Genomic DNA, 17,639 nt, shown 5'->3' with positions numbered 1-17,639 from the left:
TTGTCGGGTGACCGGGAAATGGATTGGTTGGAGTGCGCGTGGCACTGCGCTGCTGGTGGGTCTGTACCTCTACGGGTTTTCGATGGCCCTCATGGTGCGTGCCGGGCTCGGGTTGGATCCCTGGGACGTGTTCCATCAGGGCCTCTCGATGCGCACCGGGATGAGCATCGGGCTCGCCTCGGCGGTGACCGGCGTCGTCGTGCTCCTCGCGTGGATTCCGATGCGCAACAAGCCAGGTGTGGGAACGATTGCCAATATCGTGGTCATCGCCGTGGCTGTCGACTCCACACTGGCCTGGCTCCCGGCCCCGTCGGTGATGGCGGTGCGCGTGGCGTTCCTGGTCGGCGGCGTGGTGTTGAACGCGATCGCCACGGTGCTCTACGTGGGCGCTGGGCTTGGTCCGGGGCCTCGGGATGGACTGACAACTGGACTGGTTCATCGGACCGGCCGGTCTGTGCGGCTGATCAGGACCACCATCGAGGTCATTGTGGTGGGGACGGGTTGGCTGCTCGGAGGGAACGTCGGGTTTGGCACGGTGCTTTACGCGCTGGGTATCGGACCCCTCATTCAGGTGGTGCTGCGGCTGGTGCCGCGGAAGCTGCTGGCTGTCAGCGGTTGGGGTTCTGTGCTGAGTACACAACGCGATAGCGCCACATGTTCCGAACCGTCGGGATTACCTCAGGATGTAGCCGTCTGACCGTGCCTGCCCGGCTGGCCGTCGACCGCCTCGGCCTCGGCCAGGAGCTGTTCTCGAATCCCCTCCGGGAGGTGGAGCAGCTTGGTTGTCAGCTCGGCCGCCACTGTGTCCTGGGCGAGTTCGAGCGCGGTCAAATCTACGTCGATCTCGTCCGCGTAGCCACTATCGGTGAAGTAACGGACGTCGATGCGAAAGGCGTGCGCGATACTCTCCAGCGCTTGGAGGGAAGGTCGCCCTCGCTGCCCGTTCCGCAACTGTGAAAGATACGGTGCCGAGACCACGGTCCCCCCGGTTCGCATGAACACGAGAAATTCGCTGTTTGAAAACGGTCCGCGACCGGGACTGTGGAGGACCGCGAACACCCGGTTAAGTCTGGTGACGAATTCCTCTTGTGCTCGCGCATCCCTGAAGGGATAGAGGGTGCCGCGGTTGCTCTCAGCCGATGAATCGAGTTTTGATGTGCTGGTATCTGCCATCTTCTCGAATCCATTGATTCGCCGATTCGCATCGATCAGGCTTCCGAGGGCCGTGGTGTCGCGGCGCAGCTGGGAGTGGAAGGCGTCGACTCGGCGACGCCACACCTTGAGGTCATCCCATACCCATGACCGATTCTCGCCGTGAGCTGCGCGTTGCTGTATCCGATTCGCTTCGGCATCGAGCTGTGCGATGAGTCGATGGTTGGCAATCCCGATATTGTGCACCGTGTCGAGGTAGGGATCGGGATCAAGATCGTTTGTCATGTCGTTGCCTAGAATCCCTTCCGAGCTTGCTGACGTACGGATGAGGATACGCGATGAGGTTCCGGATGCTTCGCTAGGACGGCCTCCGGGATGGCTCCCGCTCGCCGCTCCAAGTTGACTCCCGCCGCCCGCCTCCCGCGCCTGATGCGGCACGATAGGCCGGGTGGTCGATGAACGCTTGCGTGAAGAGCATGAGTCAGAAATTGATCCGGACCTTCTGCTCGATTTCCGCGATGTACTGCTGCGCCGCAATCGCAAGGTGTTGGTAGGTCCGGTCACCTGGTCCGTAGAGCTCGACGAACGGTGGGTAATCGTTGGCCCCAACGGAGCCGGGAAGACGTCATTGCTGCGGATGGCCGCCGCCATGGAGCACCCCACCTCCGGTAGCGCCGCCATTCTCGGCGAGCGGTTGGGCCGCGTCGATGTATCGGAACTCAAGGCAAGGATTGGCCTCAGCTCTGCGGCGCTTGCGCAGCGGATACCCGATAACGAGGTGGTCCGCGACCTGGTGGTCTCGGCCGGGTACGCGGTGCTGGGCCGTTGGCGCGAGGAGTATGAAGACGTCGACACCGCGCGCGCGGTGGACATGCTCGAAACTCTCGGCGCCGAGCACCTGGCCGAACGCACCTACGGAACGCTGTCCGAAGGTGAGCGCAAGCGGGTGCTCATCGCCCGTGCCCTGATGACCGACCCCGAACTGCTGCTGCTGGACGAGCCGGCTGCAGGACTGGACCTGGGCGGGCGCGAGGAACTTGTCGCGCGGCTGGGTGAGCTCGCCGCCGACCCGGACGCGCCCGCGATGGTTCTGGTGACACACCATGTGGAGGAGATCCCACCCGGTTTCAGCCACGCGTTGTTGCTGTCCGAGGGGGAGGTTGTCGCTCAAGGTCTACTCGCGGACGTGATGACCAGTGCGAACCTGTCCCGCGCGTTCGGCCTGTCGATCGTGGTTGAGATGATCGACGGGCGCTATTTCGCGCGACGTGCCCGGCCCCGAGCCGCACATTCCAGGAGGCAGTGATGACCCCATCCCAAAAGGATTCAGCACGGCCCAAACCCGCTGCCACCGTCGTTCTCATTCGGGACGGCGACATCGGTGTCGAGGCGTTTCTGATGCGGCGCGATAACGCCATGGCCTTCGCCGGAGGGATGACCGTGTTCCCGGGCGGTGGTGTGGACTCCCGCGACCTGCGTGCCGATCTGCCGTGGGTGGGCCCCGATGTCGACTGGTGGGCAGGGCAATTCGGCGTGACACCGGAGCTGGCGTCGGCCCTGGTGTGCGCCGCCGCTCGCGAGACCTTCGAGGAGTGCGGTGTGCTCTTCGCCGGCACCTCGGATACCGAGATCGTGGGGGATGCGGCGGTCTATCGCCAGGCCCGCAATGACCTGTCGGACAAGACGCTGTCCTTCGGTGAGTTCCTGCAACGCGAGGGGCTGCTCTTGCGGGCGGATCTGCTGCGGCCGTGGGCCAACTGGATCACCCCGGAGGCCGAGCCCCGGCGGTATGACACCTTCTTCTTCGTCGCCGCACTGCCCGCGGGGCAGGACGCCGATGGCGACACCACCGAGGCGGTCGCCTCGGGTTGGCAGACCCCCGAGGCCGCGATTTCGGCTTTCACCGAGCGAAGGAGCTTCCTGCTTCCTCCCACCTGGTCCCAGCTCGACGCCGTATCCACGTCCGGTGGGACGGTTGCGGAGGTGTTGGCCGTAGGGCGGGAAATCGCACCGATCATGCCGGTCCTGAAGGAGGAGGACGGACGGTGGTTCGTCCTGTTCGACGATATGGACCGCTATGAAGCCGCACGTCAGGGCGCGATGGAAATCCCCGAGATCACCGGTCCGGAGCTGGCATGACCGAGCCCGAGTTCGTCTCAGTGCGCACGGCGCCTGAGCATCCCGGCATTGGCACGATCGCGCTGTCGCGACCGCCTACCAACACCTTCACCCGACAGATGTACCGCGAACTCGCGCAGGCTGCTGCGGAGGCGAACGCCCGCGAGGACATCAGAGTCGTCATCGTCTACGGCGGGCACGAGGTCTTTTGCACCGGAGATGATTTGGCTGAGCTTTCGGAGTTGACCGGTGAGGAGATGGCGCGGAGTGCCGGCGACCGCCAGGCCGCGATCACCGCGGTGGCAGAGCTGGCCAAACCCACGGTGGCGGCAATCACGGGATACGCGTTGGGCAGTGGTCTGGAGCTGGCATTGGCCGCCGACTGGCGGATCGCTGGAGACAACGCCAAGGTGGGCTCGCCGGAGATTCTGGTCGGCATGATCCCCGGCGGCGGCGGAACCGCGCGGCTGGCACGGGTCGTCGGACTGAGCCGGGCCAAGGAGATGGTGTTCAGCGGCCGCTTCGTCGACGCCAAGGAGGCCCTGCGGATGGGGCTGCTGGATCAGATGGTGCCGCCCGACGATGTCTATACCGAGGCCGCGGCCTGGGCTCGGCGCTTCGTCGACGGGCCGCCCCGGGCGCTCGCCGCCGCCAAAGAGGCCATCGACCACGGCTTCGACAGCCCACTGGCCGTGGGTTTGGACAGGGAACGTGAGCTGTTTTGCCAGGTGTTCGCCACACAGGACCGCGTGGACGGGGTGGCCGCTCAACTGGAGATCGGCCCAGGGACGGGCCGGTTCAGGGGAGCCTAACCAGGCGTTAGGCTGACGGCCATGACGGAGATTTCCGAGCCGACGACCAAGGCCACCGCCGAGCAGGTCGCTGCCGCCTTCGAGGACAACAAGCTCGCCCAGATCCTGTACCACGACTGGGAAGCAGAGACCTATGACGAGAAGTGGTCGATCTCCTACGACCAGCGCTGCATCGACTACGCCCGCGGCCGGTTCGACGCCATCGTTCCCGCCGAGGACCAGCGTGAGCTGCCCTATGACCGTGCCCTCGAGCTGGGTTGTGGCACCGGCTTCTTCCTGCTGAACCTGATGCAGTCGGGTGTCGCGCGCAGTGGTTCGGTCACGGACCTGTCTCCGGGCATGGTCAAGGTCGCAACCCGCACCGGCAAAGAACTCGGACTGGACGTCGACGGCCGGGTCGCCGATGCCGAGCGGATTCCCTACGACGACAACACCTTCGATTTGGTGGTGGGCCATGCGGTGCTGCACCACATTCCCGATGTCGAGCTGTCCCTGCGTGAGGTGCTGCGGGTGCTCAAGCCGGGTGGACGGTTCATCTTCGCCGGCGAGCCCACCACCGTAGGGAATCTGTACGCCCGCGCGCTCGCGAATCTGACGTGGAAGGCCACGGTTCAGGCGATGAAGCTGCCCGGATTGGAGAGCTGGCGGCGTCCGCAGGAGGAACTCGACGAGAACTCGCGTGCTGCGGCTCTGGAATGGGTTGTTGACCTGCACACCTTTGATCCGGCCGACCTGGAGAAGATGGCCGCCAATGCCGGCGCCGTCGCGGTGCGGACCGCCAGTGAGGAATTCACCGCCGCCATGCTGGGGTGGCCGGTGCGCACATTCGAATCGACGGTGCCGCCGGGCAAGTTGGGCTGGGGCTGGGCGAAATTCGCGTTCGGCGGTTGGAAGGCGCTCAGCTGGGTGGACGAGAACGTGTGGCGTCACGTGGTGCCGAAGGGCTGGTACTACAACGTGATGATCACCGGGCTCAAGGCTTCTTAGCTCCCGACAACTTTCTTCGGTAACCGGAGTGTTCGAGCTCGCCGACGTCTCCTATCTGTCGTCCGAGGCAGGCAGGACGGCGCTGGTACGAGCGTCCGCTTACACGTTCTCGGCGGGCACCCTGGTTGCCGATACCGCGGCGCTGCGCACCGAATTCGGGGACCGCGCCGCGATCCTGGCGCAGACGGTGCAGCTGCGCCGTAAGGCAGTGATCAAGCTCGGCGATGTACAGGACTGGCTGTTCACCGATGACGCGGTGCAACAGGCGACTCCGGCCGTGGTGGCGCGGCACCGGGCTGCCCGGCTTACCGGCTTGGTGGTTCATGATGTCACCTGTTCGGTGGGGACCGAGCTGGCCGCCCTCGACGGTATCGCCGCCTCCGTCATCGGCAGCGATATCGATCCAGTGCGAACCGCGATGGCGCGCCACAATATTGGACAACGGGTGCTGATCTGCAGGGCCGATGCGCTGGCACCGTCCAGCCGCGCCGAGGTGGTGATCGCCGATCCGGGGCGCCGGTCCGGCGGGAGGAGACGGTTCGATCCGTCCGCGTACACACCGCCTCTGGATGCGGTGCTGCAGACTTACGCCGACCGCGATCTGGTCGTCAAATGTGCTCCGGGACTGGACTTCGCCGAACTGCGCGAACAGACCGGGTTCGATGGCGAGATCGAGGTGGTTTCACTAGACGGCGGCGTCCGTGAGGCGTGTTTGTGGTCAGCAGGATTGGCGCGTGCACGTCGGAGCGCCACCGTGCTCTCGACGACTGGCGACAACTACCAGCTGACCGATGCCGACCCCGACGACTGCGCGGTCGCCGAGGCGGGGGAGTGGATCGTCGACCCCGACGGTGCGGTCGTGCGGGCAGGTCTGGTGCGCCAATACGCGGCGCGATATGGATTGTGGCAGCTGGATCACCGCATCGCGTACCTGTCGGGTGATTCCGTACCCATCGGCGTGCAGGGGTATCGCGTGCTGGATTCGCTGTCCTACAACGAGAAACGGTTGCGTCGGGCGCTCGCCGCCCGCGATTGTGGTGCTGTCGAGATCACCGTGCGAGGGGTGGATATCGACCCGGCGCTGCTGCGTACCAGGCTGAAGTTGCGCGGCAGCGTGGCGCTATCGGTCGTCATCACCCGGATAGGTAGTAGTGCAAGGGCTTTCGTCTGCGCTGCTAGGTCCCCGGGCGGAACCCGTACACCATGCCCTCGCTCAGAGTGACTATCACGCGCTGATCGGGTCCGATCGAGATCCCGGCAGGGAAGCCCGCGGCATCGGGTAGCGGGTAGCGATTGATGGTGGCTCCGTCCGGGGTGTTGAACACCACTAGGGCCAGCCCCTTGTCTCCGTCTCGCACGACGGCGTAGCCCACGTTTCCGGCGGCCTGGCTCGACGTCGAGAGCGGAACGAGATCATCTCGGCGCCAGGCGATCTCACCCGCGTTACCGGAGTCTTTGATCCCCACCAGGGTGGCCTTGTCGCCGGTTCCGGCGATGATGGTCCCGTCCGGCGCGACCGACGGCGGCGTGGTGGCATTGAATCCCAACGGCACCGACCATTTCTGGCTGCCGTCGAACGTGTGCATCGCGTGGAGCGAACCCTTGCGGTCGTTGATGTAGACGGTCTCCCCGTCATGAGACATCACAGGGGAGCCGATCACACCCTCGTCGATGATCCTGTTGGCCCACTTGTGTTTCAGTGTGATCTTGCCGTCGGCGTCGTAGGTGATTCCCAGCAGCACCGGCACCGGTTTGCCCGGCTGCCAGAGGGTGGTGACGATGGTGCCGGTCGCCGGGTCATAGGCCGGGGAGGCCGATACCGGGCATTTGGGCCGCGCCGCTTCGCAATCGTCCAGACCGCGTCGTGGATCGGCCGGGTCGATCCCGTCGAGCAGGTCCATCGGGGTGCCCACGACCTCGCCGCGCTGGGCGTCGAAGATCACTATCTGACCGAGGTGCGTGACGATCAGGAGCCGTCCGGGCTCGACGATCTTGGGCGTGGTGGGGGCACCGATGACGGGCTTACGCCAGCGGATCCACTGGGTGGGTGGAAACGACACCAACCCACCGGGCTGGCCGATATAGAGGTTGTTGTATCCGTCGGCGAGCGGTCCGGACCACGGACTTCCGGTGACCATGCGGGTACACCAGCGCTGCCGCGCGGCCCTGTTGTTCTCCCACCCCATGAGCGTGCAGCCGGACGGGGTGTCGGCGCTGACCGCGACGAAGTTGTCGATACCGATTGCCGCGGCGCTGCGTATCTGGCCCTTGGTGTTCCGGCTCCACTCCAGGGTCAGCTCGCGCGCCCCTTCGGTGGACGTGTAGCTGCTGTTGTGTGCATCGGCGTAGCTGGCGGACCAGCCGGGTGCGGCCTTGATATTGATCCACGAATCGTCGCCGGAGCAGGCCGTCGGCAGAAGCGTGAATACCGCGACCGCCAAGGTCGCGAGCAGTCGTGCCCTGGAAAGCACGGTGAGGCACTCCTTTAGTCAACCCGAACGTGGTGTGCGCGCCCCACGAAGGCGGTGGTGCGCTCATCGCAGGGTAGTCGGTCGGCATTCGGTGGTCCCGTAGGCTGTGCGGCCATGACGACGATGTGGGGCGCTCCCCTGCACAAGAGGTGGCGCGGCCAGCGCCTCGGGGATCCGGCACAGGCCAAGTTCCTGACCATGGCTTCGCTGCGATGGGTGATCGCCAACAAGGCCTATACGCCGTGGTACCTGGTGCGGTACTGGCGGCTCCTCAAGTTCAAGCTCTCCAACCCGCACATCGTCACGCGCGGCATGCTGTTCCTCGGCAAGAACGTCGAGATCCACTGCACACCCGAGTTGGCGCGGATGGAGATCGGCAGGTGGGTGCATATCGGCGACGGGAACTCGTTGCGCGCCCATGAAGGCTCCCTGCGCCTCGGCGACAAGGTGGTTTTCGGCAAGGACAATGTCGTCAACGCGTACATCGACATCGAGTTCGGCGACTCCGCGCTCATGGCGGACTGGTGCTACGTCTGCGATTTCGACCACATCATGGATGACATCACTGTGCCGATCAAGGACCAGGGGATCATCAAGACCCCGGTACGGATCGGGCCGGACACCTGGATCGCTACCAAGGTGACGATTCTGCGGGACACGATCATCGGGCGCGGATGCGTGCTGGGCGCCCATGCCGTGGTCAAGGGCGTGATCCCGGACTATTCGATTGCCGTCGGAGCGCCGGCCAGGGTCGTCAAGAACCGGAAGGTGGCCTGGGACGCCTCGGCCGCGCAGCGGGCACAGCTCGCCGAGGCGTTGGCCGATATCGAGCGGAAGAAGGCGGCCGCTAGCTCGTCGGAGTGAGCGTGAACAGTGGGAAGACCCGGTCTGTGCGCGTCGTGTACTCGGCATAGGGTGGGAACGCTGCCACGGCGCGTTCCCACCACGCCGCACGCTCGGCCTCGTCGGTGATCTCGTCGGCGCGGACGACCTCGACGTTTTCGCCGTCGCGCAGGTCGATCAAGGGATTGGCCCGCAGGTTCGCGACCCAGGCGGGATTCTTCGGCGCACCGCCGATCGATCCGACCGCCAGGTACACGCCCTCGTGCTCGACGCGCATGAGCGGGGCCTTGCGGATCTGTCCCGATTTCGCGCCGACGGTGTACAGCACCACGACGGGGATGCCGTCGAACGTGGTGCCCTCGGCTCCGCCGCTGGATTCGTAGATCTCGATCTGCTCATCGACCCATTGCGGGTTGGCGGCGATGTACTCGGAGGTGAATTGGTTGCTCACCGTGGCTGCAACACACGCGGCGGGCGCCCTATTTCAGCCCATGTCGCGCAGCAGGTCTTCGATGCGGTTGTAACTGACCTGCATGCCACCCTCCATGCCGGAGTTGATGTGCCCGTCGCGATGTTCCTTGGAGCTGTGCTCCACCAGAACCCGCATGGTGGTCACGCCGTCAACCTCGTCGAGGGTGGTGGAGGTGAGGGCCGCGGCATCCGGCATGCCCTCGAAGACCTCGGTGTTGACCAGCCGATGCGGTGCATCGATCTCCCGGTACTCACCGTGGAATCCGACTTCCATATCCGGCGCGGATTCGCACGGTTGGCTGACCACGTACCGCCAGGTGCCGCCGATCCGTAGATCGATCTCGCACACCTGCCATTGAGCAGTCTCGAATCCCCACCAGCGCTTGACCAGATCCGGTTCGGTGAGCGTTCGGAAGACCAGTGCGGCGGGCGCATCGAATGACCGCGTGATGAGAATTGCGGTGTCCGAAGGCAATTCGACGGTGGCGCTGCCGTACCGATTCGTCGACGATGAGCCGCTTGCGCGAAGAGCGTTGGGGTCGGAGGTCATTCCATATCCTCTTTCTTGAGTTCGGTGGGTAGGTCGTCGAGCCGGTCCAGGCGCTCGTTCCAGGTGTGTTCGAACGCGGCGACCCACTCGTGGACGGGCCGCAAGGCCTCGCCGTTGACGCGGTAGAGGCGGTGTCGCCCGTGCGAGCGCACCCGCACCAGATCGACGGCGCGGAGCACCCCAAGGTGCTTGGACACCTGTGGTTGGCCCATCCGGGTTCGATCCACCAGGTCGTTCACCGTGACCTCGCCGGTGCCGATGGCGCTGAGGAGGTCACGGCGGCTCGCCTCCGCGATCGCGTTGAACGCGTCAGCCGTCGTCGGGGTGCGAGCCATGGCGCTAACATATACCGATATGGGAATGTGTCAACCGTGGATCATCGGGATACCCGCGAATTGCGGTACCCTGAGCTGCGTTGGCTTCGTCAGTCGGAGCGAGTCGAAATCAGTCATTGCGGGGTAGTGGGAAGCTGAGTATGGACAGGCCGATCAAGACCCGCCGTATCAAGTTCCGCTACCAACCCGGTTCGCTGGATCGTCACTTCGTACAGGGTGACCTGGTGTCAAGTCACATGATGGCTATGCTGTCGGCAGTCTTCCCGGAGGGTGAGGAGTTCTTCATCCGGTCGGTCCGGCGCTACTCCGATCAGATCACCGATCCCGAACTCAAGCGGCAGGTGTCCGGGTTCATCGGCCAGGAGATGACACACGGGCGTGAGCATCGCGAGCTCAACGAGCGTCTGCAGGAGATGGGATATCCCACTGCGTTCGTGGAGCGGCTCGCTCGCCGGATATTCAACTTTCAGACCCGGAACTACCCGCCGATCTACACGTTGGCCGTGACGGCCGCGCTGGAGCACTACACCGCGGTGCTGGCCGAGACGCTGCTGACCGATCAGCGCGCTCTGGACATGCTCGGCGAGGGCGAGGTGCGTTCCATGCTCCTGTGGCACGCCTTCGAGGAAGCCGAGCACCGCTCCGTCACCTTCGACGTTTACCGGGCGGTCGGTGGCAGCGAGCGGCTGCGTATCTGGGTGATGCGCCGCACCACCCTCGCCTTCATCTACACGACGTTCTTCGAGACGGTGATCTCGCTGCTTCGTGACAAGGCCGCCTACAACCCGATTCGATTGGCGAAAAGCATTGCGGCATTGCGGCATTTGCCTTTCCTGAGCCGTGAGGTGCGGCGCCGGATCGGTGAGTACAACCGCCCGGGATTCCACCCCAATGACTCCGACAACACCGAACTCATCGATAAATGGCATGCCGAGCTATTCGGTGAGAACGGTCACCTGACCGGCCACCTGCATTAGGGGCGCGATCTGCGCGCACTGGCACACTGGGGATACTGATGCGCAGATGTGTAGGGGGGTGAGGTGATCATGGAACGGGAAATCAAGACACGGCGGATCAAGTTTCGCTATCCGGCCGGTTCCCTGCGGCGTCACTATGTCCAGGGTGACTTGGGGATGAGTCACATGGTGGCGGTGCTGTCAGCGGCCTTCCCCGAGGGGGAGGCTTTTATGATCCGTTCGGTGCGGGCGGTCGCGGATCAGATCACCGACCCGGAGCTCAAGAAGCAGGTAGCCGGGTTCATCGGCCAGGAAGCCACCCACAGCCGCGAACACCGCGAGCTCAACGAGCGTCTGCAGGAGATGGGCTATCCGACCGCGTTGATCGATCGAGTGATACGTAGGACGCTGGAAGCGCGTACCCGCTACCTCTCGCCTCTGTACTGCCTGGCAATGACCGCGGCGCTGGAGCATTACACCGCGATCCTGGCCGAGACACTGTTGAGCGACGAACGTGCCCTGGACATGCTTGGCGAGGGTGAGGTGCGTTCCATGCTGCTGTGGCATGCGCTGGAGGAATCCGAGCACCGTGCGGTCGCCTTCGACGTGTACAAGGCTGTCGGCGGCACCCATCGGATGCGGGTTCTCGTGATGTGGTTCACCACTCTTGCGTTTCTTGCGTCCGCCGGGTGTGCGACGTACATGTCACTGTTTCGCGACCGAGACTTCTACAATCCCAAGATCCACTATCGGAGTGCCGTCCGATTTTTCGGCGCCCCCTTCTTCTCGCGAGCGGTCTTTCGGCGACTACTGTCGTACAACCGCAAGGACTTTCACCCCAATGAGGTTGACAACACGGAGCTCATTGCGAGGTGGAATGCCGAGTTGTTCGGTGAGCACGGGCAGATTGCCGACCGTTTGCATTGATCCTCAGCCCGTCAGGTAGCGGGTCAGCATGCTGACCAGCTCGTCCTCGAACGGAGCCGGGTCGATGGGTCGCGGGCCCGCCACCAGGCGGTGTACCAATGATTCGATGGTCGCCACCACCATCCTTGCCGCTGTGGATGTTTCGGTTACCCGGACATCGGGATGTGCCGCCAGAATTGCCTCGGCCGCAGCGACGACGGCATCCTCGGACCGGTGCAGCAGAGCAAGAAACTCGGGTGGTCGCGGCGCCTCTTCAAACAGCACCCTATGCAGTCTCGGGTTGTCGCGATGGTTGTCGATGGCCGCTCTGACAAAGATCCGAAGCATACCTTCGATCGAATCCGGTAGTCCCGCAGTGAGATGCCGTTGAATGAGCGCAAACCCATCCTCGGTGTGGGAGGTCATGAGCTCGACGAGGATGGAGTCCTTGTTGGGGAAGTACTGATACAGCGAGCCGATGGAAATTTCGGCCCGTTCCGCGATCCGGTTGGTGGTGCCGGCCGCATATCCGAAGTCGGCGAAAACGTGAGCAGCGGCATCCAGGATGCGCTGCCGGGTGGCCCCGGCGCGATCCTGTCGTGGCTGCTTGCGGGGCTGTAGTCGGGGGCCGGGCACGGTGTCGTCATCTCCTTCAAATGCGAGTACCACAAATGCGAGTAATTACTCATAATAGTGGCTGAGCTGCTGTAATGAAAGGAGACGCCGATGAAGACGGTGTATCTGGAGACCGAACTGCCCACCGACGCCGACCGGGTGTGGGGCGCGATGCAATACGCCGGAACCTTCCTGTACCTGTGCCGTGGCATATTCGGCATTCCGGCGCTCTCGGGGCGTACCGAGCCCATGCGGATAGGCGAGCGCGGATCCGCTTGGTTATGGGGTCTGCATCTGATCCCGTTGTACCGGCACACGATTCACGTGGTGGAGGTCGACGAGGAGAGTCGAACCGTACGGACCAACGAAGGCGGGGGAATCCTGCGTACCTGGAATCACACTCTGCACGTGGAACCGATAGGTGATCGTCGCTGCCGGTATAGCGATCGGATCGATATCGACGCCGGCTTCCTCACACCCGTGGCCGCCGAGGCGGCCACGGCGATATTCCGGTATCGGCAACGACGTTGGCACAAGCTCGTCGACAAGCACCTGCTGCCGGAGGGGCCTGCCTACACCCGGGGATAGTTCTGTGTCACAACCACTCCCGATGTCATCCGGCCGATCGGGATCAGAGCAGCCCGTGTGCGCGCAGGTCCGATATGTACTTGGCGATGAGCGCGCGATCGATCTGCGGAATATCGGCGCTCTCGCCTCCGATGTTGTGGTCCTGCACGGCCTTCCGAAACACATCGGTGGGCGCGGCGGCGCCGCGGCGCGGGTGGCCCGGCGCCCGGTAGGCATCAAGGAGTGGAAGCACCGAGGCACGTCGTTGTTCGTCCGACAGGCTTCGCAACGCCGTCTCGAATCGCGACAGCCATTCGTCGTAGTCGTCGATGATGTCGATGGAATGACCATCTTCGACCAGCCAGTCGACAAAGGTATCCACCGAGATGCCGTCATCGTGCGGGTTCATGACGTCGTAGGAGCGGAAGCCCTCGATGGTGGCCAGCCCCAAGGTGGTGATGGCCTCGGCGACGAAATCGACTGGCAGTCCCTCGTAATGGGCTCGCGGTCGGGAGCCGCCGCCATCGCCCTGGTAGAAGCTGCGCGGGGCGATACCGGTGAGGACCAGGCTCAGCAGCATGCGGGTGAAGGCGTCGGTGACATTGAGCTGACCGCTGTATCGGCGGTGGGTGAGGATCATGTCGGAGCGGAAGACGGCGGCAGGCAGGCCGCACAGATCATGTGCCTCCCGTAGCAGCACCTCGCCGGCCCACTTGCTGTTGGCGTAACCGTTGGCGTAGCCCGCGCCGACGGGCCGGATGGGGCTCACCGTGCGGATGTCCCCGTCCTCGTCGAAATCAGGCACCGTCATGGCGACCGCCATCGTCGACAGGTACGTCACCGGTTTCATCCGGGTGGTCAACGCCAAGCGGATGACCTCCGCTGTGCCAAAGACATTGGGACCGAACAACTGGTTGTAAGGAAGCACATGATTTACCAGTGCGGCGGGATGGACGATCTTGTCGACTTCCCGAGCCAGCTGCTCCCAGGTCGCGTCATCTAGGCCGAGACGGGGCTGGGCAATATCGGCAGCGATCACCCGTAGGTGTCTCTGCGCCAACGCGCGAAACTCGCTGAGCAGTGCCGGATCCGTGTCGCCGTACGCGGCCTCGAGCCGTGCCAGGGCGTCGGCGTCACTCTCGCCACGGACCAGACAGATCAGCTGCCCATCGGACTGCGCCAGCCGCTGCAGCCACTCCAGACAGAGGAACCGTCCGAGATATCCGTTGGCGCCGGTGAGCAACACGGTGCTGACCACGCACGCGGGCTTATCCAATTCTGAAGCGTTGCTGAGTATTTCGGAGTCGATGAACTTGTCCAGGGTGAGGTCGGCGGCGCTGACGACCGAGGCGTCCGGCCCATGCACACCGGCGGCGGTGGCGGTGTTGTTTTCGCGCTCCGTCTCGATGTAATCGGCAAGGGTCCGCAGATCGGCGGCGGGACCGGTAATCACGCCAACCGGCACCTCGACGTCAAAGAGATCGCGCAGCAGGTTGGAAAAGGTCAATGCCGACAGCGAGTCTCCACCGAGATCGATGAAGTGGTTGTCGGGGCGCACGGCATCCCCGGACATGCCGAGCAGTGCCCGAGCGGCCTCGGTGACGGTTTCGATGATGGGGCGCTGTTGTGCGGTATCCCGCAGCTGCCGCAGCTCTTCGACGCGGGCCTCGGCGAGGTCGACGTAGAGCTGTTCAAGCCGATCCCCGTAATGCTCGATCATCTTGGGGCGTATGGGCTTACCGACGGCCGCAAGCATGCCGCTTTCGATGGTGAACGGCGTGGTCTCGATGATGAAGTCGGCCGGGAGTTCGTACGAGTGTAGGTGGTTGGCGCGAGCGGTCCGCCGCAGCGATTCCCGGATCGTGTTTTTGAGGTCGACGGGGTCGGGGTGTCCGCGCAACGCCTCCTCGGTGGGCGCGACGACCGCCAGCAGGTAGGCGCGTTCACTGTTGCCGTAGACGAAGATCTGGCGGACCAGCGGTGCGCCGACGTACACCGTCTCCAGGTTGGCCACTGCAACGAACTCACCCTGGGCAAGCTTGATGACGTTGTTGCGCCTATCCACGTACACCAGCTCGTCGGGAGCGATCTCCGCCATGACATCGCCGGTCCGGTAATAGCCGTCGGCGTCGAAAACCTCGGCCGTGACATCGGGACGTTTGTAATACCCGGGCGTTGCGGTGGCACTCTTGACGAGCAATTCGCCACGCGGATGCGGCTTGTCGGTGGTGTAGTACCCGAGTTCGGGTACATCGACGAGCTTGTAGTCGAGCACCGGTGGACGAGAGATCTTGCCATCCCGGAACACGCCGCCCACCTCGGTCAAGCCATATAGATCGAGCAGATGGAAGTGGAGTGCGGATTCCAGGAAGGATTTCATTTCGGGGGACAGTGGCGCCGTGGCGAGCATGCCCGCGACCACGCGTCCGCCCAGAACATCTTCGCGCAGTTCGGTTTTCGCACTACGATCGGCCGACTCGGGGTCGGCTCCGTCGGCAATGAACGAATCCATGCGCGTTTGGTAGTGCTGGAAAAGCATGTCGACCACCCGCGGGACCACGCCCATGTACGTGGGGCGCACCAGCTGCCAGTCCTCGAAGAGGGTGGACAGATCGCTCTCGGGAACGAAGTAACAGGTGCCACCGGGTATGAAGGCGGTCAGCAGTCCGACACGGCCCGCGAGGTGGTTGAGCGGCAGGAAGTTGACGTTGATGATCGGGGTGTCCCGGTTCGGTGCCGCACCCGAGGACCAGAATCGGGTCACCGTCCACTCCGTGAACATTGCGCCCTTGGGGGCGCCGGTGCTGCCCGAGGTGTACATGATCAGCGCGGTGCGCTGGTCGTCGCCGTCGGTGTACAGCGCGGGTTCGGGCAGTTGCCGCCCCTTTGCGATGACGTCCGCGAGCGGCTCGACGGTGACTTCTGTACCGGCCGCGCGTAGACGATCCCTTGCTGCGGCGAGCTTCTCGCGGTGATCGTCAGTATCGGGGCGGTAGTCGAATACCACCACCCGCCGCAAATCCGGTGACCCCAGCGCGGCCTCCACCGCGAGTTCCAGGCAATCGGCGCTCGCTGCCACCAACCGCGGGTTTGTCTCCTCCAGCATCATGCGCAGCTGCGCCAAAGATGTGTTGTGTTGCAATGGAATCGACACACACCCATTCATCAGGGCGGCGAGGTCGAGGGTGACATAGTCGGGGCTGGAGAAGCCGATGGTGGCGACGAAGTCACCGGCGCCAATGGCATTGGGGCCGTGCTGCCACTCCGCGAGAATGGCCGAGATATCGTCGAGAAGCTGCCCGTAGCTGATGGTATGGAAGGCGGGCAGCAGGCGGTCGACCGTACGGCCGGTCGTGGGGTCGACGACCGATTCGCGGGACCGGAACCCCATCACGGGCCGGTCGGCGTAACCGGTGAGCAGGGCGTGGAGCACCTGGGACAACCGCAGGCCGGGCACCAGCAGGGAGTCCATGACATTCGGATCGGGCGTGGCCGCCCGGAATTGAGGGTCGGACTCAAGCAGTGTTGCCGCCCGGGCCGCCGCGTCGGTCTCGCAAGCGGGGGGTGTATTGATGGTCACGTGCCTCTACCGGTCCGGCAGCGGGCGCTCGACGATGACGCTGCGGCCCAATGGTTCCCGTTCGCGGCGTTTGGCGGCCAAGTACACCTGAGCTGTTTCGTCGGCCACGGTGGCCCAGTCGAAGTCCGCGGTGAGCCGAGCCCGTGCCGCTACGGCCCGTTCGGCGGCGGCGGTCGGATCGTCGAGGGTGCGTTTGACCGCATCCGCGATGCCTGCCACATCGCGTGGGGTGAAGGACAATCCGGTCTCGCCGTCGATGACGGCCTCACCGAGCCCGCCGACGGTTGAGGTCACCAGGGGAGTACCCGCGGCCGCGGCCTCCAGCGCCACGATGCCGAACGGCTCGTAGTGGCTGGGCAGCAGGATGGCGTCGGCGCGATGCAGCCATTGCAATAGTCCCTCGTGGTCCAGGTTGCCCAGGAACTGAACGGACTTGACGACCTTGTGCTTGCGCGCCTGTTCGAGGAGCCAATCCTGTTGCGTGCCATCACCTGCGACCGTCAACACCGTCCCCGGGTGCGAGCGGCGAATCTTGGGCAGCGCCGCGATGGCGTCGTGGATACCCTTCTCGTATTCGAGCCGTCCCACAAAAAGCAGTACGGGAGGAGACCCGTCGGAGGCTAGCCGCGGTGCGAATACCCAACGGGTGACATCGATTCCATTGCGGATGACATGGACCTGCGGTAGCTCGGGCCCGAACAGTTCGGTCACTTCGTCCAGCATCGATGCCGAGCAGGTGATCAGCGAGTCCGATTCGCGGGCCAGCCACCATTCCACCGAATGCACCTGCCTGCTGATGCGTCCCGACACCCAGCCGCTATGCCGGCCCGCCTCGGTGGCGTGCAGCGTCGACACCAGCGGTACATCGAAATGCTCGGCAAGGGTGATTGCCGGGTGGGCGACCAGCCAGTCGTGGGCGTGCACCACATCGGGGTGCCAATCGCCAGATCCCTTGAGAGCCAAGGCTAAACCCGCCCGCACCATCGCATGGCCCATGGCCAAGGTCCAGGCCATCATGTCGGTGCCGAAATCGAAGTCATGCGGGTCTTCGGCGGCCGCGACAACCCGCACGCCCTCGTAAACCTCATCGGTGGTCGGGTGGCTGGCGGGGTCCGTGCCGGAGGGGCGCCGGGTGAGCACCACGACGTCGTGGCCTGCTGCGGCCAGCTCAGTGGACAGGTGGTGCACATGCCGGCCGAGCCCACCGATCACCACCGGTGGGTACTCCCAGGAGACCATCAGGATTCTCATAGATGAGCCTCTCGGGCGAAGACCG

The 17,639-nt window shown here is 64.4% G+C and carries 18 protein-coding genes; 10 read left to right on the top strand and 8 right to left on the bottom strand.

Translation table 11 applies throughout. The features are described from left to right. The first annotated feature begins 7 nt into the window (after positions 1-7). Positions 8-697, top strand: a complete 690-nt coding sequence (locus MLB1_RS03220) for a hypothetical protein (RefSeq protein WP_180748268.1) — start codon at positions 8-10, stop codon at positions 695-697. Here the strand turns inward: MLB1_RS03220 and MLB1_RS03215 are convergent. Further along, positions 679-1,437, bottom strand: coding sequence for a helix-turn-helix transcriptional regulator (locus MLB1_RS03215; protein WP_180748267.1), 759 nt, complete (start codon positions 1,435-1,437; stop codon positions 679-681). The two genes, MLB1_RS03220 and MLB1_RS03215, sit on opposite strands and share 19 nt — an antisense overlap. A 178-nt stretch (positions 1,438-1,615) precedes the next feature. On the opposite strand from MLB1_RS03215, the gene MLB1_RS03210 reads away from it, so the two are divergent. Genes MLB1_RS03210 through MLB1_RS03190 form a run of 5 tightly spaced genes read left to right on the top strand, consistent with a single transcriptional unit; the run spans position 1,616 to position 6,291 of the window. Next, positions 1,616-2,458, top strand: coding sequence for an ABC transporter ATP-binding protein (locus MLB1_RS03210; RefSeq protein ID WP_180749663.1), 843 nt, complete (start codon positions 1,616-1,618; stop codon positions 2,456-2,458). Further along, complete coding sequence (locus tag MLB1_RS03205) at positions 2,458-3,291, top strand: NUDIX hydrolase (protein ID WP_180748266.1); 834 nt, start codon at positions 2,458-2,460, stop codon at positions 3,289-3,291. Before MLB1_RS03210 ends, MLB1_RS03205 begins: the two co-directional genes overlap by 1 nt. After that, positions 3,288-4,082: an enoyl-CoA hydratase gene (locus MLB1_RS03200; RefSeq protein ID WP_180748265.1), complete on the top strand. Its 795-nt coding sequence runs from the start codon at positions 3,288-3,290 to the stop codon at positions 4,080-4,082. Before MLB1_RS03205 ends, MLB1_RS03200 begins: the two co-directional genes overlap by 4 nt. 21 nt (positions 4,083-4,103) lie before the next feature. Beyond that, positions 4,104-5,069, top strand: coding sequence for a class I SAM-dependent methyltransferase (locus MLB1_RS03195; RefSeq protein ID WP_180748264.1), 966 nt, complete (start codon positions 4,104-4,106; stop codon positions 5,067-5,069). A 28-nt stretch (positions 5,070-5,097) separates the two neighbouring features. Continuing rightward, a complete protein-coding gene (locus MLB1_RS03190; RefSeq protein WP_180748263.1) occupies positions 5,098-6,291 on the top strand; it encodes a class I SAM-dependent methyltransferase in 1,194 nt (397 codons plus the stop codon). Here the strand turns inward: MLB1_RS03190 and MLB1_RS03185 are convergent. Then, complete coding sequence (locus MLB1_RS03185) at positions 6,245-7,540, bottom strand: PQQ-binding-like beta-propeller repeat protein (protein ID WP_180748262.1); 1,296 nt, start codon at positions 7,538-7,540, stop codon at positions 6,245-6,247. The two genes, MLB1_RS03190 and MLB1_RS03185, sit on opposite strands and share 47 nt — an antisense overlap. 114 nt (positions 7,541-7,654) lie before the next feature. On the opposite strand from MLB1_RS03185, the gene MLB1_RS03180 reads away from it, so the two are divergent. Further along, positions 7,655-8,404, top strand: a complete 750-nt coding sequence (locus MLB1_RS03180) for an acyltransferase (protein WP_180748261.1) — start codon at positions 7,655-7,657, stop codon at positions 8,402-8,404. Here the strand turns inward: MLB1_RS03180 and MLB1_RS03175 are convergent. Genes MLB1_RS03175 through MLB1_RS03165 form a run of 3 tightly spaced genes read right to left on the bottom strand, consistent with a single transcriptional unit; the run spans position 8,388 to position 9,739 of the window. Further along, on the bottom strand, positions 8,388-8,834 hold the full coding sequence (locus MLB1_RS03175; RefSeq protein ID WP_180748260.1) for a nitroreductase family deazaflavin-dependent oxidoreductase: 447 nt from the start codon (positions 8,832-8,834) through the stop codon (positions 8,388-8,390). The genes MLB1_RS03180 and MLB1_RS03175 overlap by 17 nt on opposite strands. Before the next feature lie 33 nt (positions 8,835-8,867). Next, on the bottom strand, positions 8,868-9,404 hold the full coding sequence (locus MLB1_RS03170) for an SRPBCC family protein (protein WP_180748259.1): 537 nt from the start codon (positions 9,402-9,404) through the stop codon (positions 8,868-8,870). Further along, positions 9,401-9,739, bottom strand: coding sequence for a metalloregulator ArsR/SmtB family transcription factor (locus MLB1_RS03165; protein WP_180748258.1), 339 nt, complete (start codon positions 9,737-9,739; stop codon positions 9,401-9,403). Before MLB1_RS03165 ends, MLB1_RS03170 begins: the two co-directional genes overlap by 4 nt. A 140-nt stretch (positions 9,740-9,879) precedes the next feature. Here MLB1_RS03165 and MLB1_RS03160 point away from each other — a divergent pair, with 140 nt between their 5' ends. Together MLB1_RS03160 and MLB1_RS03155 are read left to right on the top strand one after the other, a co-directional pair. Continuing rightward, positions 9,880-10,716: a metal-dependent hydrolase gene (locus MLB1_RS03160; protein WP_180748257.1), complete on the top strand. Its 837-nt coding sequence runs from the start codon at positions 9,880-9,882 to the stop codon at positions 10,714-10,716. A gap of 69 nt (positions 10,717-10,785) precedes the next feature. Beyond that, a complete protein-coding gene (locus MLB1_RS03155) occupies positions 10,786-11,622 on the top strand; it encodes a metal-dependent hydrolase (RefSeq protein WP_180748256.1) in 837 nt (278 codons plus the stop codon). A gap of 3 nt (positions 11,623-11,625) precedes the next feature. Here the strand turns inward: MLB1_RS03155 and MLB1_RS03150 are convergent, their stop codons facing one another. Then, positions 11,626-12,237 carry a TetR family transcriptional regulator gene (locus tag MLB1_RS03150; RefSeq protein WP_180748255.1) on the bottom strand — a complete coding sequence of 204 codons (612 nt, stop codon included), beginning with the start codon at positions 12,235-12,237 and terminating at the stop codon, positions 11,626-11,628. 90 nt (positions 12,238-12,327) lie between these two features. On the opposite strand from MLB1_RS03150, the gene MLB1_RS03145 reads away from it, so the two are divergent. Further along, positions 12,328-12,804, top strand: a complete 477-nt coding sequence (locus tag MLB1_RS03145) for a hypothetical protein (RefSeq protein ID WP_180748254.1) — start codon at positions 12,328-12,330, stop codon at positions 12,802-12,804. Between the two features lie 43 nt (positions 12,805-12,847). On the opposite strand, the gene car is transcribed toward MLB1_RS03145, so the two are convergent. Both car and MLB1_RS03135 read right to left on the bottom strand, forming a co-directional pair. Then, positions 12,848-16,363: a carboxylic acid reductase gene (gene car, locus MLB1_RS03140; RefSeq protein ID WP_371750549.1), complete on the bottom strand. Its 3,516-nt coding sequence runs from the start codon at positions 16,361-16,363 to the stop codon at positions 12,848-12,850. Positions 16,364-16,369: 6 nt separating this feature from the next. Further along, positions 16,370-17,614, bottom strand: coding sequence for a glycosyltransferase family 4 protein (locus MLB1_RS03135; protein ID WP_180748253.1), 1,245 nt, complete (start codon positions 17,612-17,614; stop codon positions 16,370-16,372). Positions 17,615-17,639: the final 25 nt, after the last annotated feature.

It is taken from the genome of Mycobacteroides sp. LB1 (assembly GCF_013449725.1).
Classification (GTDB): Bacteria; Actinomycetota; Actinomycetes; order Mycobacteriales; family Mycobacteriaceae; genus Mycobacterium.
Note: the sequence above shows the minus strand (reverse complement) of the source record. Positions and strands in the feature narration are given on the sequence as shown.